Source organism: Streptomyces sp. ATLC9 (assembly GCF_057196705.1).
Genome location: NZ_JBXUOY010000052.1, coordinates 1 through 24,814 on the forward strand (window position 1 = coordinate 1; position 24,814 = coordinate 24,814).

The following is a 24,814-nucleotide window of genomic DNA, read 5'->3' on the forward strand; positions in this document are numbered from 1 at the left end:
GGCCTGCCGGATCCTGGGCGTCTCCCGGGCCACGCCGCACCGGCGGCGGAACCCGAAACCGCCCACGGCCGGGGAACGCCGGCCGTTCCACCATCCCGCGCAGCTGTCCGATGACCGCAGCGGTGAGAAGGAGCCGGTGTTCTACGCGGGCTCCACCCTCGCACCCGATCTGTCCCTGCCCCGCATCCGCGAACGCTGGGCCCTGCCCATGGAGGCTGTGGCCTCGGCGGACGACTCCGGGCGGGATCAGCCGGTCCTGCCGGATGTGACAGGTCCCGCGTTCGCGCGGCGCCGGGCCACCGCCGCCACCTGGCAGGCCCTCCTGGTCATCGATCACGGTGATGATGGCGCGGCAGCGGCGCAGATCGCCGCGGCGGGTGAGGTGCTGGACGCGCTGGCCAAGACCTCCGCCGCCCATACCCGCGCTGAGCTGCGCGAGGCGGCCTTCGTGTTCGAGCGAGCCAGCCGCCCCTGCCCAGCAGGCCCGCCCCGCACGGAGCAGACCGCCCGCCCATCCCAAGCCCCCAGGACACAGCAGATAAGCCCTGGCCCACCGGAGTGGCCAGCCGATCAACGACCGAGCGGCCGGGCAGATGCCGCCCGGCCGCTCGGCGTGTGATCCGGTCTACCGGCGAACCTGGATCAGCGCGTGGGTGCCGCTGGTACGCCAGCCCGCGCCCACCTCTTCGAGGGCATCCAGCGTCTTCCGCTCCAGCCCCACGATGACGTCGGACTTCAGGGTGCGCAGCGCCGCGACCGCACCGGGGAAGTACGCCGTCAGGTCAGCGAACGGTGCCGTGGCGTCCCACATCCGGTCGCCCACGAGCCGACGGTAGTTGAGGTCGCCCTTCAAGATGGTCAGCGCGACGGCCGCGAACTCCTCCCGCAGATCCACCGGCATCTGCGCGTACGGCAGCGGCGCACAGAAGAACGGGTGGGTGCGCACCTCCAGGCGTCCTGCCGCCATGGCCTCCCACAGCCGCCCGCCGATCCCGCCGGCCTCACCAGGCACCTCGGCAAGGCGGCGGAGGCAGTCGACGACGTCCGCCGTCATCGCGTCGGAGACGTAGTACGGGTAGGGCTTGACGTGGAGCACGACCTGCTCGGCGTGCCGGTGCACCAGGAGGTGGTCGACGAGGACCAGGTCCGGGACCAGTTCCCGCCCGGCGTTGTCCGCCACCACGGCGACCGTGGAACCGGCTCCGGCGGGCAGGAGCCGCCAGAGCACGGCGCTGTCGTCAGCCACCAGCCCACCGGTGGCGTCACCGGGGGCCGGCTCCCCTTCCGTGACGCGGAAGCCGAGGTCGGCGCGGTTGCCCCAGAGCGAGGCGTGGAGCAGCGCCGTGGCCCGCTCATCGGCCGGCGCGTCGGCGAGCGCGTCCAGGGTCCGCAGTTCCCCGTCCACCGCCGCACCGCGCAGTTCGGCCTGCTTGAAGGGGGCGAAGGGATCGACTCCCCGCCACGGTCCCGCACCGAAGTACTCGACGGCGCCCAGCAGCCTGCGGTAGAAGTAGCTCTCCGCCCACAGGAACGGGGCGTCGAACCACGATCGCCCGAAGTGCTCCCGCCCCCAGACCGACCACTGCCCCCGGTCGTGCTCCGAAGGGGCGAGAGGTCCGATGACACCGCCGGTGATCTCCTCCAGCAGGGCGTCGAGGGCCTCGTGCTGCCGGCGGCCGTACGGGAAGGCGTCCCGTACCTGCTGGATCAGCGCCGGGTGCCGCTTGGCCAGCACCCCCCAGGCGAACGAGCCCTGCTCGTTGCTCAGGATGACCGGGGCGCCGGGTCCGGCGGCCCGGCCGCGGCTGCGGCCGGCCGACCCGTCCGAAGCGCCAGGGGTCTTCTCTGCCATGGTGTCCAAGCCCTCCGCTTGCCGCTCGTGAGTCATTGATCTCCAGGGCCACAACGCCCGCAGCGCTACCGACCAACACCTCGCCCGTACTGGGTTCGAAGGCCGCGCAGTGCAAGGAAGCGTCCACCCTGACCTCGGCGATCTGGCGCTGCTCGCTGAGCGACCACAGGCGCACCGTCCCATCCGCCGCAGCCGACACCAGACGGTCCTCGTCGCTGGTGAAGCCGAGCATGAGAATGCGGCCGGTGTGCCAGGGGAGGTGGGAGGTGAACCTGTCTGTGCCCAGGTGCCGTACCGCGATGTCGCCGGTTCCCGCCCCGACCGCCAGCGATGTGACACCGGGCACCTACTCGGCGATCACATGCACCGATGCTTCAGCCTCGGCGAGGACGGCGGCGCTGAGCCCTGCCGCCTGATGCCGACAACGGCAACACGCTCCTGGCTTCTCAAAGACGTTGCCCCGACGGAGTTCACGGCAGCAGAGCCGCGTCGAGGTAGTCCTGCACCGGCTCGAACAGCCCGTACGGCACGTACTGCGGGATCTCGCCGTGCGCGACCCAGGCCAGGTCGGCCACTTCGTCATCACTCGCGATGACCGCCTCGCCGCCGACGGGTCGGCATGCGATGTAGCGGATTTCCCAGCCCGTCATGGGGTGAACCCGTTGTCCGAGCACGCTCTGCGGGATCACCTGGAGCCCGGTCTCTTCCTGGGTTTCACGCGTTGCGGCTTCTTCGGGGGTCTCCTCAGGTTTGATCTTCCCGGCCGGGAACTGCCACGAGAGTGCGCCCTCCGCCACGCGTCGTCGCACGAGCAGGACGCGCCCGCCCTGAACGACGATGGCAGCGGCGACTGCTGCCTCGGCCTTGCCAGTCACGGGGATTCCCTTCTGAGCGTTATCGTCATCGCTTCGTGGCGGTGTGGCTCAGCCCTCGGTGATCGGTTCCCTGGTCGCGTAGTAGGCGTGCAGTGCGGCCTCGCTTCCGGAGCCCAGGGCGGTCATGATCCGCTGGAAGCGGGCGGAGCGCAGATCGCCGGCCACGATGACACGGGGATGCTGTTCGGTAGGCGGACAGTAGCCGTCCGCACCGCGGACCAGGTCGCCGGGCGGTGCGGTCGGCGCGTTGCCGATGCTGAGGTAGGCGGCGTCCGCCACGATTGCCCGCCGTTCACCGCCGCGGCCCACCGCCTCCGCCGACACGGTGCCGTCTCCCGCTGGCTTCAGCGTCAGGTGCCCGACGGGCAGGAGCGTGACCCGGGGTTCCTCGCGGATCTCCTCGACCTTGTACGCGTCGGCCGCCGGATACGCCACCAGCAGGCGCGTGCCGGTGGCCGGATGGGCGCGCAGGAAGGTGCCGACCGGGCGGTCACCGCCCAGGACGAGGAGGGTGCGTCCCCCGGCGTCGGCCTCCCGGGCCTGCCACAGCGGGGGCAGGGTCAGGCCGCCGGGGGCGGTGATCCAGGCGGCGTCGCGGGGCTGGAGGGGGCCGGTGCCGGTGGCGACCACGGCGTACGGGGCGCTCAGACGGGCGCCGGTGTCGAGCGTGACGGTCACGCGGTCCTCGTCGGCACGCAGCCCGGTGACGTACCGGCCCAGCTCCAGGCGGCACAGCTGTGTGTCCTTCAGCTCCGCGGTGATGGCGTCGGCCAGTTCGGGGCCGCTGGTGTGGCCGCCCAGAACGTTGTTCAGGGCCGGGATCCGGTGGAGGTTGCGGCACAGCCGGTCCGGCTCGACCAGGATCGAGCGCATGCCGACGCCGGCGGCCATGCGGGCGGCGGCGCAGCCGGCCGGGCCACCGCCCACGACGATCAGGTCCGTGTCCTGGACGGCGGGCGACCCGGCGCTGGACGGACACGGGGACGAGGGCGGGGACGGTGTGTCGGCCATGGGGCTATTCCAGCACCGGGGCCCCGGCGTACGCAGCGAGTCGTCCCATCACGTGCTCGCTGACGATGAGTTGGCCGGTTCCAACCAGGCGGCGGACGACGAGGAGGCCGGCATCGTGGACGTCCGGGCCCGCGTCACTGGCGCAGGCGTCCGTGACGATCCAGGGCGCGTAGTCGTGCTCGAAGGCGTCGGCCGCGGACTTCAGGACACAGCTCTCGGTGGCGATCCCGCAGAACACGAGGTCGGTCCAGCCGGACCGGCGGATCAGTTCAGTGGCTTCGGGAGTGAAAAGCGTGTACCCGGTCTTGTCGACGACCGCGTGTGCACGGGCGACCGCTTCCGTGAGTTCGGGAACGATGTCGGTCTCGGGTGGTTCCCGGAGCCGGCGCCACTGGAAGAAGCGCTCGTAGGGACTGTCCGGATAGTTGAAGTACCGGGTGAAGACCACAGGCCGGCCGGCGGCGGACCACTGGGCGACCACGTCGGAGACCGCGTGCACGGCGTGGCGGCTGTGATGGTTCACGAATCCGTTCTGCATGTCCACCACGATCAGCGCGGCACTGCCGATATCCATCCGTTGTCTCTCCTGACCCGTCTTTTCAATCGGCGCTCTCACGTAGAGCGTCCTGCGCGGCACGCAGCCGTTCGGCAAGCCCGCTGGTCTTCATGATGGCCTCCCGCATCAGGACGTGTTGCGCGGTCTCCTGGGCACGGGCGGTGGTGAGGCGGGAGTACGCGGCGCGCAGGAAACGCCAGCCGTACTGCTCAGGCATGGAAGGGTCTCTTCCGTCCTCGATCATCTGCTGGATCTGGCGAGTGAAGCACCACAGGGCCTGGACGGTCAGTTCGCAGGTGACCAGCTCGTCGATGGAGAGGCTGCGCTCGCGGGAGTGCGAGGCGTAGGCGACACCGGACCAGCCAGCGTAGGCGGTGGAGACTCCCCGTATGCCGAAGGACACGATGTCCGCATGGTCGAAGCCGGTGGCCAGGAGCGACTCCTCGACTGTGCCGTCCAGGGGCACGGGCCCGCCCGGGGCGCCGCGGTCGACCAGGACAGAGGGCGTGGACAGCAGGCGCAGGGCGGTGTCGGACGACGCCCGCCCACTGGGACGACGCACTGGCCACCAACCTGACCAGCCACTACCTCCTCGCCCACGAACTCACCCCCGCCATGACGGCTGCCGGCTGGGGCCGGATCATCACCATCGGCTCTGTCCTCGCCACGGCGGGCCGCCACGACCTCGCCGGCTACATCAGCGCGAAAGCCGGCCTCGAAGGGCTCACTCGTGCCCTCGCCCGCGAACTCGGCCCTGTCGGCATCACCGCCAACTGCGTTGCCCCCGGCTCCATCCGTGTCCCCGCCGAGGACACCGTCGTCGACGACCCGAAGGCCATGGCCACCCGGCAGCTCGCCCGCCAGTGCGTCCAGCGCCGGGGCCGCCCGGACGACATCGCCGCAGCCGTCGCCTTCCTCGCCACCGACGACGCCGGATTCATCACCGGCCAGACCCTGCGCGTCGACGGAGGCTGGATCCTTGGCTGACATCTGGCTCATGCGCCACGGCGCCTACGAAGGCCACCGCCCCGGCTACCACGCCCCGCACGAGGCCGCCCTCACCATCGAGGGCCGCGCCCAGGTACGCCGCTCCCTGCCCCTTCCCAAGGGCATCACCGCGATCGCCACCAGCCCCATCCCCCGTGCCCGGCAGACCGCCACCCTCGTCTCGCACTTGACGGGTCTGCCGATCGTGGCCACCTCCGGCCTCCTCGCCGAATGGCGCGCCCCGAGCATCGTCCTCGGCCGTACCGCCGAGACCTACCCACCGGCCTACCGCGCCTGGCGAGCCCGCCGCCTCGTCAACCCCTCCCTACGCTGCGAGGACGGCGAGAGCCTCACCGAACTCCACACCCGTGCCCGTCACTGCGCCGCCTTCCTCCGCCACACCGCCGGGCGCCACGGCCCCCTCCTGGCCGTCTCCCACACCCTCCTCCTCGGCGTCCTCACCCACCTCCCAGAAGGCCCCGCCGCCTTCGCCAACGCCGCGAAAAATCCCTGGCAGTTCGCCGAAATCCGTCTCCTGCCCGCACATCAACACGTGGGACCTGGCCTCAGCGACCGGCCAAATGAATGACTGAACCGTCCCGGAACTGGTGTAGGTAGTCAGCCCTGGTCACGGTCGACTCCACGCAATCTGGGGCAGGCCAGAGCTCCCATCAGCCCCCGAGCGGTTGACATGCCGCAGCGGGGACCATGCCCGTATACATAGCGGTAGCCGTGCGGTCTTGCGTCCAGAGGTGCGCTTTCGCCCGGATTCAGGGCGCGAGGACGGTCAGCCGCAGCAGCGCGGCCAGGCCCAGGACCACGGGGAGCGCGTACCACCACCGGTGCAGGCGTCCGGCCTTCACGAGCCCCCGGGTCAGCAGCGCGGAGACGCCGGTGATCGGCAGCGCCAGCCCCGCGGCGATGCCGGAGTGGGCGGCGGCGTCCGGCTCCCACGGGTTGGCGGTCCCGGCCATGTACGCCAGGAAGACGAGGTAACCCGTCACCGTGTGAGCCAGGAGCAGGAGGACCGCGCCCACCACGGTGCCGGCGCGGCCGACGGTGTTGGGCCTCCGTCCTTCCCGCGCCGGGGCGGGGGAGGGGGCTGCACCGCTCACTTCAGTGCCTCCTTCGCCTGGTCCAGCTTCTGATCGAAACCCCGGCCGTACGCCTGGGCGTCAGGGCTTTCGTAGTAGTCGCTACGGCGGATCAGCGCGGCGCTGACCGCCCACGTCCGTCCTGCCAGCCCGTTCCACTTCGCCGACTGGGCAGAGGCCGTCGACGCACTGCTCGCGCTCGGCGCCGAGCGGCCCGTCCCTGTGGTGATCGACGAGTTTCCGTACCTCGCCAAGGCCAACCCCGAGCTGCCCTCGATCATCCAGGAGGCGCTGCGGCCCCTGCGTGACCAGCGCACCGGCTCCCGTACCCGGCTGCTGCTGTGCGGTTCTGCGCTGTCCTTCATGGGCAGGCTGCTCTCGGGTAACGCCCCACTGCGCGGACGGGCGGGGCTGGAGTTGGTCGTCCGCCCCCTCGACCACCGCCTCGCTGCCGAGTTCTGGGACATCGCCGATCCCCACTTGGCCATGAAGGTGAACGCGATCGTGGGCGGCACCCCGGCCTACAGGCGCGAATTCGCACGCGGCGACACGCCAAAGGCTCCGGACGACTTCGACGACTGGGTCGCCCGCACCGTCCTCGACCCCGAAACCCCCCTCTTCCGCGAGGCCCGCTATCTGCTGGCCGAGGAACCCGACCTTCGCGACACCGCCCTGTACCTGTCCGTCCTGGCCGCCGTCGCCGACGGCAACGCCACACGCGGGGGCATGGCCGGCTACCTGGAACGCAAGGCCACCGACATCGCCCACCCCATCAACGTCCTCGAAGACGCGGGTCTACTGCACCGGGACGCGGACGCCTTCCGCGACAACCGGCCCACCTACCGGATCGCCGAACCGCTGATCGGCTTCTACCACGCGATCATGCGACCGGTCTGGGACCAGCTCGAACGCCCCGGCAGCGCGGCACGGGTCTGGCAGGCCAGCCGTCGCCGCTTCGTCAGCAACGTCCTCGGGCCCCACTTCGAGCAGGTTTGCCGCGACTGGGCGCTGCATCACGCCGACCCCGAGCTCCTGGGCGGTCTGCCCGCCCGCGTCGGACACGGTGTCGTTCACGACCCCAGGGCCCGTACCGGCAACGAGGTCGACGTGGCGGTCATCGGAATCGCGGACGGTGCCAAGCCCCCGCTCCTGGCCATCGGAGAGGCCAGGTGGAACGACACCATGGGAGCTGCCCACATCGAACGTCTCCGGCACATCCGCGACCTCATCGCCCGGGCCGGGCGCTACGACACCGCCGACACGCGGCTCCTGTGCTTCAGCGGAGCCGGATTCAACGACAAGGCGCATGCCGCGGCGGCAACCGACCCGGACGTCCGGCTGATCGACCTGGAGACCCTCTACGGTCAGGCCTGATGTCCGCCCACGCGTCCGTGACTGCCGGGGTGGAGGCGTCTGTTGCCGGAAGCCGGTGGTCACCGTGCCCGGCAGCCCCGGCAGCGTTGCGCCCGAACCCCCGCCGGCGGCCGGACCCACACCTGCTCCGGCACCGTCCGCACCCCGCCACGGGGCCCGGTCGGCTCCCGAGCCCACCACTCCATCAGCGCCGGGTTCGAGCCGCGTGGTCAGTGTGGAGGCCATTCCGCCCCGGTGTGCCGCCCAGGTGCTGAGCACCGGCGATCATCAGGAAACCGTCATCGCCCCCCTGTCCGAGATCGCGGCAGGACCACAGCAGACTGCCGAGCTCGCCCGGCTACGAGAGCAGGCCGGATGTATCGCCACTATCGCGGAGCAAGCTCTCCAATGCCAGGATTCATCACTCACCTGACCGGCCCGATCCTCCCCCGGCGGCCACCGGCAGCCGGGGACGGGCTGGTCTCAGTTCTGGTCTCATTTATTTCTGACATAAAGCACTTTTCTCCGCATAGCTTTGCCGCTGGTGGGTCGATCCACAGGACAACGCCCTTCACTCACCGTCGGCTTCCTGCCGCCGCAGGACACATGTCCCCCCGCGATGCGCCATTCTGGAGCGTGCGCGGGACCGGTTCCGGTTCCAAGGTCAACGGCGTCGTCTTTGTGAGGTGCCCCATCGGAAAGCCCAGCGGATCAACTCTGGCCTCGTGGCTGAGTGGTCTGGAAGTCGGCCGACTCGAGCGAGTCCTGGCGACTCGCCCGGATGCCGTGTCCCCGCCGGAGCCACGATCGTTCGGCGAACTCGCGGACCGCCTTCAGCGTCCGGCGTCGGTGGCCCCAGCGCTGGCGGAGCTCGCGCGGCCACAGCTGCAGGTGGCTGAGGCGCTGGCGGCATTGGGACCCGTCCCACGGGCCGCTTTGGCCGACCTGCTGGACGTGGCCGAGACGGAGACCGATCGCTGGCTGGATGCGGCCCTGGAGACACTGGCCGATCACGCGCTCGTCTGGCCGGACGGCCAAGGGCTGCTCCACATGACGGCGCCGTTGCGGCAGGCATGGGATTCGCCGCTGGGGCTGGACGCGCCGCTCGCCCGGCTGCTGGCGGACACGACCTCCGAGGAACTGCGGCGCATGCTGGTGGCCTTGGGCATCCCAGCTCCCGGCACCACCAAGAAAGATCGGCTGGCCGCCCTGCTGGAACACCACAGTGATCCGAAGCGGGTGGCCGCGGTGGTTGCGGCGGCGCCTGTGGCCACTCGGGAGCTGCTTGAGCGGCGAGCCCGACACCAGGGTGAACGGAGGCAGGAACAGACGGGGTTCCTGATGCTCGGGGCCCCACGGGCCGACTCCGAACCGGGTGCGCGGTGGGCGCTGGAGCGGGGACTGCTGGTCCAGGACCGGTACTCCGGGTACGGGCCCGCACGCATGCCGGCCGAGGTGGCGCTCGCGCTGCGCGGGGCTGACTGGCACGCCCCGTTCGAGCCGTGCCCGCCCATCGTGCGGACGGTGTCCGTCACCGAGGCGGAGGTGGATCGGGAGGCGGCGGCAGCCGCCTCGGCGTTCGCCGCCCACGCCGCCTCGGTTCTGGCGGCGTGCGCCGCGTCTCCGCCGGCCCGTCTGAAGTCCGGAGGGGTCGGGGCGCGTGAGCTGTCCCGGATCGCCAAGGCCGCGCAGTGCGACGACATCGTCGTACGCCTTGTCCTGGAGACGGCGTACGACGCCGGGCTGCTGGCCCGGGACGGTAACCGGGTCGCGGCGACGGAAGGTTACGACGCCTGGGCGGAGCGGGAACCGGCGGAGCAGCTCACCGCGCTTCTCCAGGCGTGGCGAACGTTGCCGCGGACCCCGGCCCAGGCCCGCGACGAGGACGGCAAGGCGCTGCCCGCACTCGCCGGAACACCACCTTGTGGCGGCTGTGCGCAGGCCCGGGACGGGCTTCTCGCCGCGGCGGTGGCGCTCCCGGCGGACCAGGGGGTGCGGAGCCCCGTGGAACTGGGGCCGCTCGTCGCCTGGCACCGTCCGTTCGCCCATCCACTCCCCCAGGACGCCACGCCCTTCGCCTCCGTGGTCCGCGAAGCGGAACTACTCGGTGTGATGGCCCGCGGCTCCCTGTCCCGCATTGGTGCCGCCTTGCAGGCCGATGACGGTGAAGCACTGGCCGCGGCCGGTCGGCGGCTGCTGCCGACGGCCACCAGCACGGCCCGCTTCGGCGCGGACCTCACCGCCGTCGTCACCGGCACACCGTCAGCCCACCTGGCCGCCCTGCTGGACGCCGTCGCAGAGCGAGAAGCCGTCGGCACGGCATCCGTGTGGCGGTTCAGCCCGGGCACCATCCGCGGCGCCCTGGACACCGGCCGTACACCCGACGCCATCACCGCCGACCTGGCCGACGTCGCCGTCGGCGCCCTTCCCCAGCCGCTGTCGTATCTGATCCACGACACCGCGCGCGCCCACGGCCGTATGCGCATCGCGCCCGCGGCCTGCGTGATCCACGGCGAGGAACCCGCCCTCCTCGCCGAACTCACCGCCCACCGCAAGCTCGCCGAGCTCGGGCTGCGGCAGCTGGCGCCGACCGTGCTGGTCTGCCGGACTCCGCTCGACAAGACCCTCGCCGCGCTCCGGGCCGCCGGCTATGCCCCCGTCGCCGAGAAGGCCGACGGAACCGTACGCGTCGAGAAGACCCGGCACCGACGTGCCTCCGCCCCGGCTCCGACCCCACTCCCAGGCCAACGACGGCGGTCCGTGCCGACCGAGACCCCGGTGGATGTCGGCCTGAGCGCCCTGGCCGCCAGGCTGCGGGACGCCCCGTCGGCACTTCCGGATCCCGACCCGTTCGGCACCGGGGCCCTCTACGGCACGGACACCGAGGAGATCGTCGCCGGGTACGCGAAGAACCTGACGTACAGCGATGTCCGCCAGCTCGCCCACGCCGTCGACGCCGGCACGGCCATCACGGTCGAGTACGTCGCCGCCTCGGGCAACCGGACCGTACGTACCCTCAGCGAGCTCGATCTCGACCCGCCCCATCTGTATGCCTGGTGCCATTTGCGCGAGGACGAACGGGTCTTCACCCTCTCCCGCGTCCTCGGCGTCATGCCCGCGTAGCCCTCGGCAGGGCCCACTGGCCCACCCCGTGCACGGATCATTGCTCGACCAGCCGCCACTACGATCACCAGTCATGGACTGGGTCGAGCGCACCGCGCAGCTGAGGCAGTGGGCGAGGAGTGGGGTGCGGGCTCCGCACAAGCCGTTGCTGTTCCTGTACGCGCTCAGCCGGTTTCAGCAGGACGCCGACGGCGAGCTGCGGTACAGCGCGGTGGAGCAGGACCTGCGGCGGCTGCTCGCCGAGTACGGGCCCGGCAACCGGACGACGCCCGCCTATCCCTTCCACCACCTGGTGAGTGACGGGGTGTGGGAGGTGCGCACCGAGCGCGGGACGGGCAGCCCCGGGACCGGAGTCAGGGAGCTGCGGGCGACCGGGGCCGCCGGGCGGCTGACGCCTCAGCTGCGGGCGGCACTGCGGCGGGAGCCGTCCCTGCTCGGCCGGATGACTCGGGTGCTGCTCGACCTGAACTTCCCGCCCTCCCTCCACGGCGAGCTGTGCGAAGCCGTCGGCCTGGAGTTGGAGGAGGCCGAGACCGGACGGTTCTCGGCCGCGCGCAGGCGGCGGGACCGGCGGATGCGGGAGATGGTCCTGACGGCGTACGAGTACCAGTGCGCCTTCTGCGGGTACGACGGCAGGATCGGCGCGGTGCCGGTCGGGCTTGAGGCCGCCCATGTGCGCTGGTGGGCGTTCGACGGACCGGACGACATCGACAACGGGCTGTGCCTGTGCTCGCTGCACCACAAGCTCTTCGACAAGGGCGTTCTCGGTATCGGCGACGGCCACCGCATCCTGGTCTCGCAGAGCTTCGTCGGCCGCAGTACCGCCGCCCGCGAGCACATCATCACGCTCGCCGGCCGTCCGGTCATAGGTCCCCAGCCAGGCATCCGCCCCATCGCCGCCGCCCACCGCTCCTGGCACACCAGACAGGTCTTCCACGGCAGCCCACGTCCCGCCACGACCGCCTGATCGCCGATCCGGCGGTCACAGAACGCACTGGTAGGCAGGGCGATACCAAGAGTATGGTCTCTTGTATGGCGACGAAGAAGGTAACGGTGACGATTCCCGAGGATCTCCTGGACGAGATCCGCGCGGAGGCGGCGGAGCGGGGCCTGTCGGCGTACGTCGCCGAGGCGCTGCGCTTCAAGCGCGACCGGGACCGGCTGCGGGAGCTGTCCGACTGGCTGCAGGATGAACACGGCTCCCTCACCGAGGAGGAGCGCACGGCAGCGTTCGAGGAACTGGAGGGGCTCGACGCCGAGCACGAGCGCCGTCGCACCGCCGGAACGCACGGCGCGGGAGAGGCCGCGTGAAGAAGCGGGCCGGTGAGCCGGGCCAGCGACCACTGCGCGTCTTCGTACTCGACTGCGAAGCCTTGTCCCTGGCCGTGCGCGGCGACCGGAAGATGATGGCACGGCTCGACCTCGCGGCCGGAGGTGGAGCCGAGGTGGTGACATCTCCGCTGACGCTGATCGAGGCGTACGACGGCAGAACCACCGAGCAGCGCTGGGACTGGGTGCTCTCGCGGCTCCGAGTCGCCGACATCGGAAAGAACGAGGCCCGCCAGGCCCGCCGCCTGCTGGCGGATGCCAAGCTGCGTGGCCACAAGTACGCGATCGACGCGGTGCTCGCCGTCATCGCGCGCCGGCAGAAGGGGCAGGTCACCGTCTTCACCTCGGACGTGGAAGACCTGGAGAAGCTGGTTCCGGAGTCGATCGTCGTCAAGAAGGTGTGACCCGGCACCCCGGTCTCATTTCTGGTCTCGTCCACCCCCGCCCAGAGCCGTTCATCAACCGTCCGAATCCCGGCTCCGCCCCAGGTCAGGACGGCCCCATCCGTCGCCGAGCCCCCAGACGAACATGTGGAAAGCGTGTTGGGGGCAACCCCTCACGAGTTCGAACCCCGTATCCTCCGCCAGTTCCTCACCGGGCACGTTGTCGAAGGGCCCCACCGCGAACGGTGGGGCCCTTCGACGTGCTCCGTCTCAGTTGCCCTCCGGATGCTCCAGAAGGGCGTCGCCGTCATCGCTGCCGTGGTCGGCTCCGCGTCGACGTGTCTCAGCTCTCGGTGAGTGGTCGCCCGGTCGCGTAGTAGGCGCGCAGTGCGGCCTCGCCGCCGGAGCCCAGGGCGGTCATGATCCGCTGGAAGCGGGCGGAGCGCAGGTCGCCGGCCACGATGACACGGGGATGCTGCCCGGTAGGCGGGCAGTACCCGTCCGCACCGCGGACCAGGTCGCCGGGCGGGGCGGTCGGCGCGTTCCCGATGCCGAGGTAGGCGGCGTCCGCCACGACCGCCCGCCGTTCACCACCGCGGCCCACCACTTCCGCCGACACCGCGGCACCCTCTCCGGGCTTCAGCGTCAGGTGCCCGACGGGCAGGAGTGTGACCCGGGGTTCCTCGCGGATCTCCTCGACCTTGTAGTCGTCGGCCGCCGGGTACGCCACCAGCAGGCGCGCACCAGCCGGTCCAGGTTCAGGGACAGGCCCCGTCCCCGCCCCTTGAGTTCCGCCGTGCCCCCAAGCCTGACACCCGCGGTCGACGGGCACGGGCGGGTCGGGGAAGCCCAGCGCGTCAACGCCGAGTACCGCCGCGCCGCGGACGGGGGGCCGGCGGTTCCGGTTCCGGCTCCGGTCCCGGTTCGGACTGGTCGCGCGGGCGCGGCCCCCGTCAGGACCGGGTGGCGGTCTCGCTGTCGGGGTGGATGGGGAGAATCTGGTCGAGGCCGACGACGCGCAGGATGCGCAGGGTGTTGTCGGGGACGGCGGCGAGGGCGACGTCGGCCCGGGCCGCGTGGGCGTGGTTGCGGGCGGCGATCAGAGCGGTGATGCCGCTGGAGTCGCAGAACTCCAGACCGGCCAGGTCCACCACGAGACGCTGCCCCGGTCGCAGGGCGAGCGTGGGGAGCAGTTCACGCAGTCCGCCGGAGCTGGCGTAGTCGAGGTCGCCGGTGACCTCGAGGACGGGGCCGGTCGCGGTGTTCCGGGTGGTGATCTTCAACGGGCTCATCGTGTGTTCTTCGTTGCCGGATCGGGAGCGGGGTCGGCGAGGTGGGCGGGGACGCCGAGGGCGAGCAGGGCGGTGTCGTCGTCCAGGCCGTCGCCGAAGTCGTCGAGCAGGCCGGTCAGCGCCCGGATGACGTCACGGGCTGGCCTGCCGGCCTGGCCCGCGGCGAAGTCGAGCAGGGCCTGGTCCCCGTAGAGGGTGGTGCGGTCCTCGCCCGTACGGGCTTCTGTGAGGCCGTCGGTGTAGAGCAGGAGCGTGTCGCCGGGAGCGAGGACGGTGGTCGCGGAGACGAAGCGCGGGTCGGACAGGATGCCGACGAGGAGACCGCCGGGGGTGGGCAGGAAGTCGGCTCGGCCGTCGGCCCGCAGGACGAGGGCCGGCGGGTGACCGCCGGCGGCGATGCGGACGGCGACCTGCCCGGTGGCGGGGTCGGGTTCGAGGAGGCCGAAGACGGTGGTGCAGTAGCGCGGGTCGCCGCCGGTGTAGCGCTCGTGCAGCACGGTGTTCAGGGTGGACAGGGCGGCCACGGGGTCGGGGTCGTGCACGGCCGCGGCGCGCAGGGTGTAGCGCGTCAGCGACGTCACAGCGGCGGCCTGGGGGCCCTTGCCGCACACGTCGCCCAGGAAGAACGCCCAGCGTTTGCCGTCCACGGCGAACAGGTCGTAGAAGTCGCCGCCGAGCCTCTCGGGCGAGGCCGTGTGGTAGTGGGCGGCCGCCTCCAGCCCGGGGATGTCGGGGAGCATGGCGGGCAGCAGGCTCTGCTGGAGCGTGGCGAGGGCCTCCTGGAGCCGGACGCGGTCGGTCTCCGCCTGCTCGCGCGCCGCCTCCGCCTGTTCACGCGCCGCCTCCGCCTCCCGCTTGCGCCGCAGGAGTTCCTCCTCGTAGGAGCGGCGGTCGCGGGCGTCGAAGACGGTGGTGCGGATCAGCAGCGGCTCGCCCTCGCCGCCGTACTTCACCGCCGAGGAGACGAGGACCGGTATTCGCACGCCTTCCGCGCCCCTGATCTCCAGGGCGATACCGCCGATCTCGCCCTGCATGCGCAGCAGCGGCGCGAAGTGCGTCTCGTGGTAGAGCCTGCCTCCCACCGTGAGCAGGTCGGTGAACCGCATCCGGCCCACCACCGCGCTCCGCTCCAGGCCGAGCCAGCCCAGCAGCGTGGCGTTGATCTTCGCGATCGTGCCGTCCATCAGTGTGGACAGGTAGCCGCACGGCGCGGTCTCGTAGAGCTCCTCCGCGCTGTCCTCCAGCAGGGCGGCGAACGCGGCGTTCCCGGGGTCGTTCCCCCCCGCCTCGTGCGGGTCGGGCTGCCGACCGGACCGGCACATCACCGCAGGCCGGCCAGGAACGCGGTGATCGCCGCGTTGGTGGCCTCGGGCGCCGACAGGTGCGGGCAGTGCCCGACCGCCTCCAGCGTGACCAGCTCCGATCCGGGGACGGCCCGGTGGACGAAGGCGCCGACCTCCCGGGGGGCGATGGCGTCCTGGGCGCATTCCAGCACCAGCGTGGGCACCCTCACCTTCCCCAGGTCGTCGCGTGAGTCCGACAGGAAGGTGGTCCGGGCGAAGACGCGGGCCATGTCGGGATCGGTGGCGCAGAAGCTGTTCCTCAGCTCCTCGCCGAGTTCGGGCCGGTCCGGCGTTCCCATGATCACCGGCGCCATCGCGGCCGACCAGCCCAGATAGTTCGCCTCCAGGGAGGCCAGCAGCTCGTCGATGTCCTGTGCGCTGAACCCGCCCCGGTAGCCCCCGTCGTCGATGTACCGCGGCGAGGGGGCGACCATCACCAGTGCCCCGATGCGCTCCGGCGCCATGTCGGCGGCCAGCACGCCGATCATCGCGCTGACCGAGTGCCCCACGAACACCGCGTCGCGCAGGTCGAGGGCCTCGCACACCTCCACCGCGTCCCGGGCGTAGCCGTCCAGGGAGGCGTAGCGGTCCTCGCGGAACGCGGACGGGTCGGAGCGGCCCGAGCCGACGTAGTCGAACAGCACCACCCGGTAGTCCCCGGCCAGCGCCGGCACCGTCAGCCGCCACATGTTCTGGTCGCAGCCGAAGCCGTGCGCCAGCACCACGACCGGCCCTCGCGGGTTGCCCGTGACGGTGACGTTGTTTCTGCGCCGGATGTCCATGCCCGCCATTCTCCCAGCCCGCGCCCGCCGTCCCGGCACGGCCCCGGCCCCGGCCCCGGGGACGGGGCCGGGGGCGGCGGACCGGCCGCCCCCGGCGCGCGTCAGCGGGTGGCGAGGAGTTCGAGGGTGTCGATCACCCGGTTGGAGAAGCCCCACTCGTTGTCGTACCAGGCGACGACCTTGATGTGGCGGCCGTCGACGCGGGTGAGGGCCGAGTCGAAGACCGACGAGGCCGGGTTGCCGGTGATGTCGGACGACACCAGCGGATCCTCCGAGTACTCCAGGATGCCGGCGAGCGGCCCCTCCGCGGCGGCGCGGTACGCCTCCAGCACCTCCTCGCGTGTCACGTCGCGGGCGACGGCCGTGTTCAGCTCGACGATCGAGCCCACCGGGACCGGCACACGGATCGAGTCGCCCGACAACCTGCCGTCGAGGTTCGGCAGCACCAGTCCGATCGCCTTGGCGGCGCCCGTCGTGGTCGGCACGATGTTGACGGCGGCGGCGCGGGCGCGGCGGGCGTCGCGGTGCGGGCCGTCCTGCAGGTTCTGCTCCTGGGTGTAGGCGTGCACCGTCGTCATGAAGCCGTGCTCGATCCCGGCGAGCTCGTCGAGTACGGCGGCCAGCGGTGCGAGGGCGTTGGTCGTGCACGAGGCGTTGGAGACGATCGTGTGTGCGGCCGGGTCGTACGCCCCGGTGTTGACCCCGAACGCGAGGGTGACGTCCGCGCCGTCCGACGGCGCCCCGACGAGCACCCTCTTCGCGCCGGCGTCGAGGTGGGCGCGGGCGGCCCCGGCCGAGGTGAAGCGGCCGGTCGCCTCCAGCACGATGTCGACGCCGAGCCCGTCCCAGGGCAGCTTCGCCGGCTCGCGCTCGGCGAGGACCACGATGCGGTGGCCGTCCACGACGAGGGTGTCCCCGTCGGTGCTCACCGGGCGGCCGAGCCGGCCGGCCGTGGTGTCGTAGGCGAGCAGCCGGGCGAGGGTGGCGGGCTCCGTCAGGTCGTTGACGGCGACGATCTCGAGGGTTTCGAGGGCGCTGCCGCGCTCCAGCAGTGCGCGCAGCACGTTGCGGCCGATGCGGCCGAATCCGTTGATGGCGATACGGGTCATGGGTGGCCTCCTCCGGTTCGCCACCAGCCTCGCGCGCGGCGCCGGTCCGTGACAGCGGCGCGATCGCCAGGGTCCGCGAGGATCGCGCCACCCGGCGGGGCGCCCGCGTCACCCGCCCCGGGCGAAGGTGCGCCGGTACTCGCTCGGTGTGGTGCCCAGGACGCGCCGGAAGTGCAGCCGCAGATTGGCGCCGGTGCCCAGGCCGACATCGGCGGCGATCCGCTCGACGCTTCGCTGCGAGCGTTCCAGCAGCTCACGGGCCATGTCGACGCGGGCGCGCATGACCCACCGCATCGGCGTGTAACCGGTGTCCTCGGCGAAGCGCCGCGAGAACGTGCGCGGCGAGACGCCCGCCTGCCGGGCGAGCAGTTCGAGGGTGAGGGGCTCGCCGAGCCGGTGCAGCGCCCACTCACGGGTGGCGGCGAACCGTTCGCCCAGCGGCTCGGGCACGCTGCGCGGCACGTACTGCGCCTGACCGCCGCTGCGGTAGGGTGCGGCGACCAGGCGCCGGGCCGCGTGGTTGGACGCGGCCACCCCGAGGTCGCCGCGCAGGATGTGCAGGCACAGGTCGATGCCCGAGGCGGCCCCGGCAGAGGTCAGTACGCCGCCCGCGTCGACGAACAGGACGTTCTCGTCGACCCGGACGCGGGGGTGCCTCGCCGCGAGCGCCCGCGTGTAGTGCCAGTGCGTCGTGGCGCGCCTCCCGTCGAGCAGGCCCGTGGCGGCGAGCGCGAAGGCTCCCGTCGAGATGGCGGCCATCCGCGTGCCCCGGGCGTGGGCGTCCGAGAGCGCGTCGACGACGGCCGGCGGCGGGGCGTCACGGTCGGGGAACCGGTAGCCGGGGATGAAGACGGTCTCGGCCCACGCGAGCGCCTCGAGGCCGTGGACGACGTGGTAGGACAGGCCGTCGCCGCCGGTCACCGGGCCGGGCGCGGCCCCGCACACCCGCACCTCGTACGGCATGCTCGCCCGGGTCGTGAACACCTGTGCGGGGATGCCGACGTCGAGCGGCTTGGCACCCTCCAGGACCAGCACGGCGACGCGGCGCAGACGGGGGGACGGCACGGGGACAGGGTACGAGGGGCGCGGGCGGGATGTCCGTTTGCGCCCCCGTGCCGCCGCACGATACTGGGAACGAGGGTGGCGGACGCGCCGGTGAGCGTGTGGAGGGCGGCCCCCGGCCGCTTCCCGCTCCCCACCGCCGGGCGCGGGCGGAGCGCCGGAGGCCCGGAGCCCCACCCGCGAGACGAGGTGACTTCCGATGGCACAGACGGATCGGCGGCAGCACTCGGACAACGCCCAGGACCTGGCCGGCGGACTGGTGGTCTTCGCCGCCGTCATACTGGTCATCTCCGGTGTGCTGAACCTGCTGCGCGGCACCATGGGCATCGCCGGGGACGACGTCTTCCTCACCACCCCCGACTACACCTTCCAGTGGGACACCACCGGCTGGGGCTGGGCCCATCTCATCCTGGGGGCCGTGAGCATCGCGGTGGCCGCCGGCCTGTTCCGGGGTGCGCTGTGGGCACGGGTCGCGGGCGTGGTGATGGCCTCGCTCCTGCTGGTGGCGAACTTCCTGTCGCTGCCGTACTACCCGGTCTGGTCGATCGTGCTGATCGCCCTGTGCGCCCTGGTCATCTGGGCGCTGTCGGTGTACCGGCGCGGTCCCGTGTGACGGGCGGCGCGCCCGGCGGTACGGCGGGGGCGGTACGGCGGAGCCCCCGGGCACCGGGGCGCCCGTGTCAGTCGCGTCGGTCGCGTCGGTCGCGCAGCAGTCCGTCCAGGGCGGTCGCCGCGTCCGATGCCGCGGCGGCGAACGGCTCGATGACCAGGTCGACCCCCTCGTCGCGCAGCCGCCGGGCGTCGCGCCGGTTGTGGGCGGTGACGGCCGTGACGCCCCGGTACCCGTGGTGGCGCAGTCCGTGCAGCAGTGCCCGGTTGGTGTCCGCCACCGGGATGGCGCTGACCACGCAGCGGGCCCGGCCCAGTGGCAGGGATTCCAGGAAGTGGATGTCCTCGGCACTGCCGAAGACCGCGGTCACCCCCTCCCGGTCGTTGCGCGCGACCCGGTGCGGGTCGTAGTCCACGGCCAGGACCCGGTGCCCGGTCCGGCTGAGCCGGTCGGCCAGCAGGCCGCCGAAGCGGCCGAGCCCGTAGAGGACGACATCGGCGTCGCGGTGGGCGTCGGCGGGTCCGGTGTGGCGGACGCCGGTCCGTTCGAACCTGCCCAGCCACCGCTCCAGGCGCCCGTAGATCCGGTGGGAGTAGAGGATCAGGTAGGTGGAGCCGCCGATGGTGACCAGGCCGACGACGGTGATCAGGCTGACGGTGGCGCCGGTGATGTGCCCGAGGCTGTACCCGAGCGCGGCGAGGATCAGGGAGAACTCCGAGATCTGGGCGACCGTGAGCCCCGCCAGGAACCCCACCCGGACCGGGTAGCGCATGGCGGCCATGATCACGACGACGATCAGCGGGTTGCCGACGAGCACGAACGCCGAGAAGACCAGCGCCTCGGCGATCTGTGTGCCCGCGTCCGTGAACTCCAGCCGCACGCCCAGCTCCAGGAAGAAGAAGAGCAGCAGGAAGTCGCGCAGGCTGACCAGCCGGGCCCCCAACGCGTCCCGGTAGGGGGTGCCCGCCAGGGAGACCCCGGCCAGGAACGCCCCGACCTCGGAACTGAAGCCGAGCCACTCGCTCAGCGCGGCCACCGACACCGCGTAGGCCACGCCGAAGAGCACCAGCAGCTCCTGGGACCGGGCGACGCGGTGCAGCAGCCCGGGCAGGACGTAGCGCGTCAGCGCGGCGATGCCGGCCAGCAGGCCCAGTCCCTTGGCGAGGACCAGGGCGATGTCCGCGGCCATGCCGCCGCCGCTGTCCCCGGTCCGCTGCCCGAACGCGGTCAGCGCGATCATGACCAGCACCACGACGATGTCCTGCACGATCAGGAACCCCACCGCGATGCGCCCGTGGAGCTGATCCAGCTCGCGCTTGTCGGACAGCAGCTTCACGATGATGATCGTGGACGAGAAGGTGAGCGCGACCGCGACGTAGAGCGCCGTCACCGTGTCCATGCCCAGCGCGAGCGCGATCAGGAAGCCGATCACCGAGGTGAACAGGACCTGGCCGAGCCCGGTGGCCAGCGCGATGGGACCGGTGGTGCGGACCAGGTGCAGGTCGAGCCGGAGCCCCACCAGGAACAGCAGCACCGCGATCCCCAGCCGGGCCAGCAGCTCGACGGTGCCCTCGGCCTCCACCCAGCCGGCGCCGGCGGGACCGGCCAGGATGCCGACGCCGATGAAGGCGACGATCAGCGGCTGCTTCAGCAGCGTCGCCAGCAGGCCCGCGGCGGCGGAGAGCGCGAGGACCGCGGCGACGAGGGGGAAGTCGTAGGGATCCATGGCCCGGCCCGGTCACCGGTTCGTTCGCCGGCTCGTTCGCCGCGGCGAGGCGGTCATCGCCCCGGCCCCGGCGCCGTGTCCGGAAGCGCGGCGAGCCGGGCCGTACGGCACGCGGCGGGACCGCACCGAGTACACCGACATCACCACCCCGGCCGACCGGATCCCATGCCAGACTAGTCCCTTTTGCCCTTTCGGCGCCTCTCGGAGAGACCCCCGGAGCGCCTGCCGGAGCGGGCACCGCGTGGTGCGCGCGTCGGCATGTTTCGCCGGCCCTTCCGGCGGACACGCGTACACCCCAATGGGGGAGAATGAGAAGTATGAGCAGTGTTCAACCGGTATGACGCACGCCGCGAGGGCGCTCTCGCGGGTTCCGCGCACCACGCCGCACCGCGCCGCGCCGTAAGGAGGCAGCGATGAAAGCCGTCGTCTACAAGGAGCCGTTCAGCGTCGATGTCGAGGAGGTCGAGGATCCCCGCATCCAGGACCCCACGGATGTGATCGTCAAGGTCACCACGTCCGCCATCTGCGGCTCCGACCTGCACATGTACGAGGGCCGCACCGGCGCGGAGCCGGGCATCGTGTTCGGCCACGAGAACATGGGGGTCGTGGAGGAGGCCGGCTCCGGGGTCGCCTCGGTGAGGAAGGGTGACCGGGTCGTCATGCCGTTCAACGTGGCGTGCGGCTTCTGCAAGAACTGCCTGGCGGGTCGGACGGGCTTCTGCCTGACCGTCAACCCGGGCTTCGCGGGCGGCGCCTACGGCTACGTCTCGATGGGCCCCTACACCGGCGGCCAGGCGCAGTACCTGCGGGTACCGTTCGCGGACTTCAACTGCCTGCAGCTGCCCAAGGGCACCGAGCACGAGGACGACTTCGCCCTGCTCGCCGACATCTTCCCCACCGGCTACCACGCCGCCGAGCTGGCGCAGGTGTCCCCCGGCGAGACGGTGTGCGTGTTCGGCGCCGGACCGGTCGGCCTGATGGCGGCCTACTCCGCGGTGCTGCGCGGCGCCTCCCGCGTCTTCGTCGTCGACAAGCAGCCGGACCGGCTCCGCCTCGCGGGACGGATCGGCGCGGTCCCGATCGACTACGGCAAGGGCGACGCCGCCGAGCAGATCAAGGAGCAGACGAACGGGGAGGGCACTGACAAGGGCATCGACGCCGTCGGCTACCAGGCCACGGTCGCCGAGGGCGAGGAACAGCCGGCGACAGTGCTCAACACCCTGGTCGAGGCCGTCCGTCCCACCGGGATGCTCGGAGTGGTCGGGCTCTACGTGCCGGCGGACCCCGGCGGCCCCAGCGAGAGCGCCAAGAAGGGCGAACTGCTCTTCAGGATCGGCAAGTTCTTCGAGAAGGGCCTGCGGATGGGGACCGGCCAGGCGAACGTCAAGTCGTACAACCGCCAGCTGCGCGACATGATCATCGCCGGCCGTGCCACTCCCAGCTTCGTGGTCTCCCACCGGGTCCCGCTGGAGGAGGCCCCGGAGGCCTACCAGCACTTCGACAAGCGTGACGAGGGCTGGACGAAGGTGCTCCTCAAGCCCGAGATGGGCGACGGGCACAAGAAGCGGAAGGTGTCGGCGTAGCCGGGCGGTGCGGTGCGGAGGGGGGGGGGGGCGGGGGGGGGGGGGGGCCCGGGGGCGGGGCCCCCCGCTCTCCGCGTGCCGCACCGGGCCGGGCCGGGCCGGGAAACCGCAGGCCGACGACGAGTCCTGACGCGGGGTCTTGACGGCCCCTCCCCCTGCCCATACCGTCGCGCCCGCCCCTTGAAACGAATCAATTGAAACGTATCAAGGTCGTATCGGCAATGTATCGACACGCCCCTCCCGCCCCTCACGGGTCCGGCCGGGGGCGGAAAGGACCGCGCGATGAGACGACCCCTTTGGCGACCCCGGCAACGCACCGCCCCCGGGCCGCGGCGGCGGACATCCGTCCTGCTGGCCGCCGTGCTGCTCGCCACCGGCGCACCGGCCGCCGCACAGGCCGGCACCCCCTCCGGCCACCCTTCCGGCCACCCTTCCGGCGAGGCGCACGGCGAGGGACACGGCGGCGGGCGCGGCAAGGGGCGGGCGATCCGGCTCGAGAAGCTCGACCGGGGCCTCGTCGCCGTCGCCACCGGCGAGGGCGTCTTCCTCAGCTGGCGGCTGCTCGGCACCGAGACCACCGGATCCACCGCCACCGGCATGGCCGGACCGGACTTCCGCGTCTACCGGGACGGCAGGCCCGTAGCGACCGTCACCGACAGCACCAACTACCTCGACCGCGGCGCCCCGCCGGACTCCGAGTACCGCGTCGTCCCCGTCGTCGACGGCCGCGAGGTCCGCGACGGGGGACGCGGCAGGACGGTCACGCCCTGGTCCGAGACGTACGCCGAGCTGCCGCTGCGCAAGCCCCCCGGCGGCGTCACCCCCGCCGGGGAGGAGTACACCTACTCCGCCAACGACATGAGCGTCGGCGACGTGGACGGCGACGGGAGTTACGAGTACATCGTCAAGTGGGACCCGTCCAACTCCAAGGACGTCTCCCAGAAGGGGTACACCGGCAACGTCCTGATCGACACCTACCGCTTCGACGGCACCCTCCTGCACCGCCTCGACCTGGGTGTCAACATCCGCGCGGGCGCCCACTACACCCAGTTCCCCGTCTACGACTTCGACGGCGACGGGCGCGCGGAGATGATGGTCAAGACCGCGCCCGGCACGAAGAGCATCCGCTACGACCGGCGCGGCCGCGTCGTCTCCGAGCGGTACGTCACCATGCCGCGCGAGGACGTCCGTGCCGGCCACTCCCACCGCGACGACCACCGGATGAGCGCCGCGGACTACCGCGAGCACCTCGTGGGGATGTTCCTGGGCTGGCACGAGCACCCCGAGGTGAGCGCCGGGAACTGGCCCGCCACGCTGGAAGCGGCCTTCGGCATCGAGCGGCGCCACGACTACCCGCTCTCCCGCGCCGCCGCCGAGGATCTGGCCGACCACTTCCTCGACGTCTACGCCCCCTCCCGCAGCTCCCGCAACGACCTGCGCGCCTTCGAGGGCTTCGTCCTCACCGGCCCCGAGTACCTGACGGTGTTCGACGGCGCCACCGGCCGCGAGCTCCAGACGGTGCGCTACGAGCCCGGGCGGCACGACGACGGCCTGATGTGGGGCGACTACGCCATGAGCCGCATCGAGCCGGGCAACCGCGTCGACCGCTTCCTGGCGGGCGTGGCCTACCTCGACGGCAGGCGCCCCTCGGCCGTCTTCGCCCGCGGCTACTACACGCGCGCCACGGTGGCGGCCTACCGCTGGAACGGAAAGCGCCTGAAGCGCCAGTGGCTCGCCGACAGCGGCTGGACGCCCATGTCCAACCCCTTCAACGACTCCCCGCACGGCGTGGACGGCACCGACCCCGAGTACGGCTCCCTCACCACCCAGGGCTTCCACTCCCTGAGCGCGGCGGACGTGGACGGCGACGGCCGCCAGGAGATCGTCCACGGCGCGGCCACCCTCGACGACGACGGCTCCCTCCTCTACAGCTCCTTCGCCGAGGGACCGCCGGAGAGCGCCGCGCCGGGGCAGAGCGTGCGGCTCGGCCACGGGGACGCCATGCACGTGGCCGACATCGACCCGGACCGGCCCGGCCTGGAGATCCACACCGTTCACGAGGGCGGGCGCTGGGCCCCCTACGGCCACGCGCTGCGCGACGCCGCCACCGGCGAGGTGCTGTACGGCACCCACACCGGCGTGGACACCGGCCGGGGCATGGTCGGCGACATCGACCCGGACCGGCCGGGCCTGGAGACCTGGGGCTCGCACGGCGTCGGCCTGTGGAGCGCGGACGGCGAGCGGCTCGGCGACGCCACCCCCGGCACCAACATGAGCATCCGCTGGGCCGCCGACATGACCACGCAGATCGTGGACGGCTCGGGCGAGAACGCCCCGGTGATCACCGACCGGCGGCGCGGCACGCTGCTGACCGCCGAGGGCACCCGCACCAACAACGGCACCAAGGGCAACCCCTCGCTGGTGGCCGACGTCCTCGGCGACTGGCGCGAGGAGCTGCTGGTGCGCACCGCCGACAGCTCGGCGATACGGCTCTACACCGGCACCGAGGTGACCGACCGCAAGCTGTACACGCTGATGCACGACCCGCAGTACCGGGTGGAGGTGGCGCGGCAGCAGACGACGTACAACCAGCCCGCGTACCCGTCCTTCCACCTGGGATCGGGCACCGACTGGTCGCGGGTGCCCGTGCCCGGCGGGCGCGTGCCCGGCCGCGGGTAGGGCCCGGCCGCCCGGCCGCCGGGCGCTCAGCCGTGCCACACGGCGGCCACGGCCCGCAGATGGGC

Annotated in this window: 21 protein-coding genes and 3 pseudogenes; 11 read left to right on the top strand and 13 right to left on the bottom strand. The window is 72.1% G+C overall.

The window, feature by feature from the left end; genetic code table 11:
- Nucleotides 1–619, top strand: a pseudogene (locus AC2CJA_RS08470) (hypothetical protein); the annotation flags it as partial.
- Between the two features lie 6 nt (nucleotides 620–625).
- Here AC2CJA_RS08470 and AC2CJA_RS08475 read toward each other — a convergent pair.
- From AC2CJA_RS08475 to AC2CJA_RS08495, 5 genes are all read right to left on the bottom strand, one after another.
- A complete protein-coding gene (locus AC2CJA_RS08475; protein WP_484602055.1) occupies nucleotides 626–1,852 on the bottom strand; it encodes a damage-control phosphatase ARMT1 family protein in 1,227 nt (408 codons plus the stop codon).
- Between the two features lie 470 nt (nucleotides 1,853–2,322).
- On the bottom strand, nucleotides 2,323–2,727 hold the full coding sequence (locus tag AC2CJA_RS08480) for an NUDIX hydrolase (RefSeq protein ID WP_484602056.1): 405 nt from the start codon (nucleotides 2,725–2,727) through the stop codon (nucleotides 2,323–2,325).
- 48 nt (nucleotides 2,728–2,775) lie between these two features.
- Nucleotides 2,776–3,738, bottom strand: coding sequence for an FAD-dependent oxidoreductase (locus AC2CJA_RS08485; RefSeq protein ID WP_484602057.1), 963 nt, complete (start codon nucleotides 3,736–3,738; stop codon nucleotides 2,776–2,778).
- A gap of 4 nt (nucleotides 3,739–3,742) precedes the next feature.
- Nucleotides 3,743–4,312 (bottom strand): cysteine hydrolase family protein, encoded by a 570-nt coding sequence (locus AC2CJA_RS08490; protein ID WP_484602058.1) that lies wholly within the window; start codon nucleotides 4,310–4,312, stop codon nucleotides 3,743–3,745.
- Nucleotides 4,313–4,337: 25 nt separating this feature from the next.
- Nucleotides 4,338–4,856, bottom strand: coding sequence for a hypothetical protein (locus AC2CJA_RS08495; RefSeq protein ID WP_484602059.1), 519 nt, complete (start codon nucleotides 4,854–4,856; stop codon nucleotides 4,338–4,340).
- An 11-nt stretch (nucleotides 4,857–4,867) separates the two neighbouring features.
- Between AC2CJA_RS08495 and AC2CJA_RS08500 the strand changes: the two genes are divergently transcribed.
- Nucleotides 4,868–5,281, top strand: a complete 414-nt coding sequence (locus tag AC2CJA_RS08500; RefSeq protein WP_484602074.1) for an SDR family NAD(P)-dependent oxidoreductase — start codon at nucleotides 4,868–4,870, stop codon at nucleotides 5,279–5,281.
- Complete coding sequence (locus AC2CJA_RS08505) at nucleotides 5,274–5,870, top strand: histidine phosphatase family protein (RefSeq protein WP_484602060.1); 597 nt, start codon at nucleotides 5,274–5,276, stop codon at nucleotides 5,868–5,870. The genes AC2CJA_RS08500 and AC2CJA_RS08505 overlap by 8 nt, the downstream gene beginning before the upstream one ends.
- Before the next feature lie 181 nt (nucleotides 5,871–6,051).
- Here the strand turns inward: AC2CJA_RS08505 and AC2CJA_RS08510 are convergent, their stop codons facing one another.
- Entirely contained in the window at nucleotides 6,052–6,396 is a 345-nt protein-coding gene (locus AC2CJA_RS08510) for a hypothetical protein (RefSeq protein WP_484602061.1), read from the bottom strand.
- Between the two features lie 78 nt (nucleotides 6,397–6,474).
- Here AC2CJA_RS08510 and AC2CJA_RS08515 point away from each other — a divergent pair.
- From AC2CJA_RS08515 to AC2CJA_RS08535, 5 genes and pseudogenes are all read left to right on the top strand, one after another.
- Nucleotides 6,475–7,749 (top strand): annotated as a pseudogene (locus AC2CJA_RS08515) (AAA family ATPase); the annotation flags it as partial.
- Between the two features lie 660 nt (nucleotides 7,750–8,409).
- Complete coding sequence (locus AC2CJA_RS08520; protein ID WP_484602075.1) at nucleotides 8,410–10,851, top strand: helicase-associated domain-containing protein; 2,442 nt, start codon at nucleotides 8,410–8,412, stop codon at nucleotides 10,849–10,851.
- Between the two features lie 73 nt (nucleotides 10,852–10,924).
- Nucleotides 10,925–11,818, top strand: coding sequence for a phosphorothioated DNA-binding restriction endonuclease (locus AC2CJA_RS08525; RefSeq protein ID WP_484602062.1), 894 nt, complete (start codon nucleotides 10,925–10,927; stop codon nucleotides 11,816–11,818).
- A gap of 65 nt (nucleotides 11,819–11,883) precedes the next feature.
- The gene (locus tag AC2CJA_RS08530; RefSeq protein ID WP_484602063.1) at nucleotides 11,884–12,162 is read left to right on the top strand and encodes a CopG family transcriptional regulator; all 279 of its coding nucleotides are present in this window, start codon (nucleotides 11,884–11,886) and stop codon (nucleotides 12,160–12,162) included.
- The gene (locus AC2CJA_RS08535; RefSeq protein WP_484602064.1) at nucleotides 12,159–12,584 is read left to right on the top strand and encodes a PIN domain-containing protein; all 426 of its coding nucleotides are present in this window, start codon (nucleotides 12,159–12,161) and stop codon (nucleotides 12,582–12,584) included. Before AC2CJA_RS08530 ends, AC2CJA_RS08535 begins: the two co-directional genes overlap by 4 nt.
- A 322-nt stretch (nucleotides 12,585–12,906) precedes the next feature.
- Here AC2CJA_RS08535 and AC2CJA_RS08540 read toward each other — a convergent pair.
- The 6 genes and pseudogenes from AC2CJA_RS08540 to AC2CJA_RS08565 form a co-directional block, all read right to left on the bottom strand.
- Nucleotides 12,907–13,305, bottom strand: a pseudogene (locus AC2CJA_RS08540) (NAD(P)/FAD-dependent oxidoreductase); the annotation flags it as partial.
- A gap of 211 nt (nucleotides 13,306–13,516) precedes the next feature.
- Nucleotides 13,517–13,855, bottom strand: coding sequence for an STAS domain-containing protein (locus AC2CJA_RS08545; protein WP_484602065.1), 339 nt, complete (start codon nucleotides 13,853–13,855; stop codon nucleotides 13,517–13,519).
- Nucleotides 13,852–15,177, bottom strand: a complete 1,326-nt coding sequence (locus tag AC2CJA_RS08550) for a PP2C family protein-serine/threonine phosphatase (RefSeq protein WP_484602066.1) — start codon at nucleotides 15,175–15,177, stop codon at nucleotides 13,852–13,854. Before AC2CJA_RS08550 ends, AC2CJA_RS08545 begins: the two co-directional genes overlap by 4 nt.
- Nucleotides 15,177–15,980, bottom strand: coding sequence for an alpha/beta fold hydrolase (locus AC2CJA_RS08555; protein WP_484602067.1), 804 nt, complete (start codon nucleotides 15,978–15,980; stop codon nucleotides 15,177–15,179). Before AC2CJA_RS08555 ends, AC2CJA_RS08550 begins: the two co-directional genes overlap by 1 nt.
- A gap of 101 nt (nucleotides 15,981–16,081) precedes the next feature.
- Nucleotides 16,082–17,089, bottom strand: a complete 1,008-nt coding sequence (gene gap, locus AC2CJA_RS08560) for a type I glyceraldehyde-3-phosphate dehydrogenase (protein WP_484602068.1) — start codon at nucleotides 17,087–17,089, stop codon at nucleotides 16,082–16,084.
- A gap of 108 nt (nucleotides 17,090–17,197) precedes the next feature.
- Nucleotides 17,198–18,154: a GlxA family transcriptional regulator gene (locus AC2CJA_RS08565; RefSeq protein WP_484602069.1), complete on the bottom strand. Its 957-nt coding sequence runs from the start codon at nucleotides 18,152–18,154 to the stop codon at nucleotides 17,198–17,200.
- Between the two features lie 196 nt (nucleotides 18,155–18,350).
- Here AC2CJA_RS08565 and AC2CJA_RS08570 point away from each other — a divergent pair, with 196 nt between their 5' ends.
- The gene (locus AC2CJA_RS08570; RefSeq protein WP_484602070.1) at nucleotides 18,351–18,764 is read left to right on the top strand and encodes a DUF7144 family membrane protein; all 414 of its coding nucleotides are present in this window, start codon (nucleotides 18,351–18,353) and stop codon (nucleotides 18,762–18,764) included.
- A gap of 67 nt (nucleotides 18,765–18,831) precedes the next feature.
- On the opposite strand, the gene AC2CJA_RS08575 is transcribed toward AC2CJA_RS08570, so the two are convergent.
- Nucleotides 18,832–20,487, bottom strand: coding sequence for a cation:proton antiporter (locus AC2CJA_RS08575; RefSeq protein ID WP_484602071.1), 1,656 nt, complete (start codon nucleotides 20,485–20,487; stop codon nucleotides 18,832–18,834).
- Between the two features lie 413 nt (nucleotides 20,488–20,900).
- On the opposite strand from AC2CJA_RS08575, the gene AC2CJA_RS08580 reads away from it, so the two are divergent.
- Together AC2CJA_RS08580 and AC2CJA_RS08585 are read left to right on the top strand one after the other, a co-directional pair.
- The gene (locus tag AC2CJA_RS08580; RefSeq protein WP_484602072.1) at nucleotides 20,901–22,070 is read left to right on the top strand and encodes a glutathione-independent formaldehyde dehydrogenase; all 1,170 of its coding nucleotides are present in this window, start codon (nucleotides 20,901–20,903) and stop codon (nucleotides 22,068–22,070) included.
- A gap of 282 nt (nucleotides 22,071–22,352) precedes the next feature.
- The gene (locus AC2CJA_RS08585; protein ID WP_484602073.1) at nucleotides 22,353–24,749 is read left to right on the top strand and encodes a rhamnogalacturonan lyase; all 2,397 of its coding nucleotides are present in this window, start codon (nucleotides 22,353–22,355) and stop codon (nucleotides 24,747–24,749) included.
- Nucleotides 24,750–24,814 lie beyond the last annotated feature (65 nt).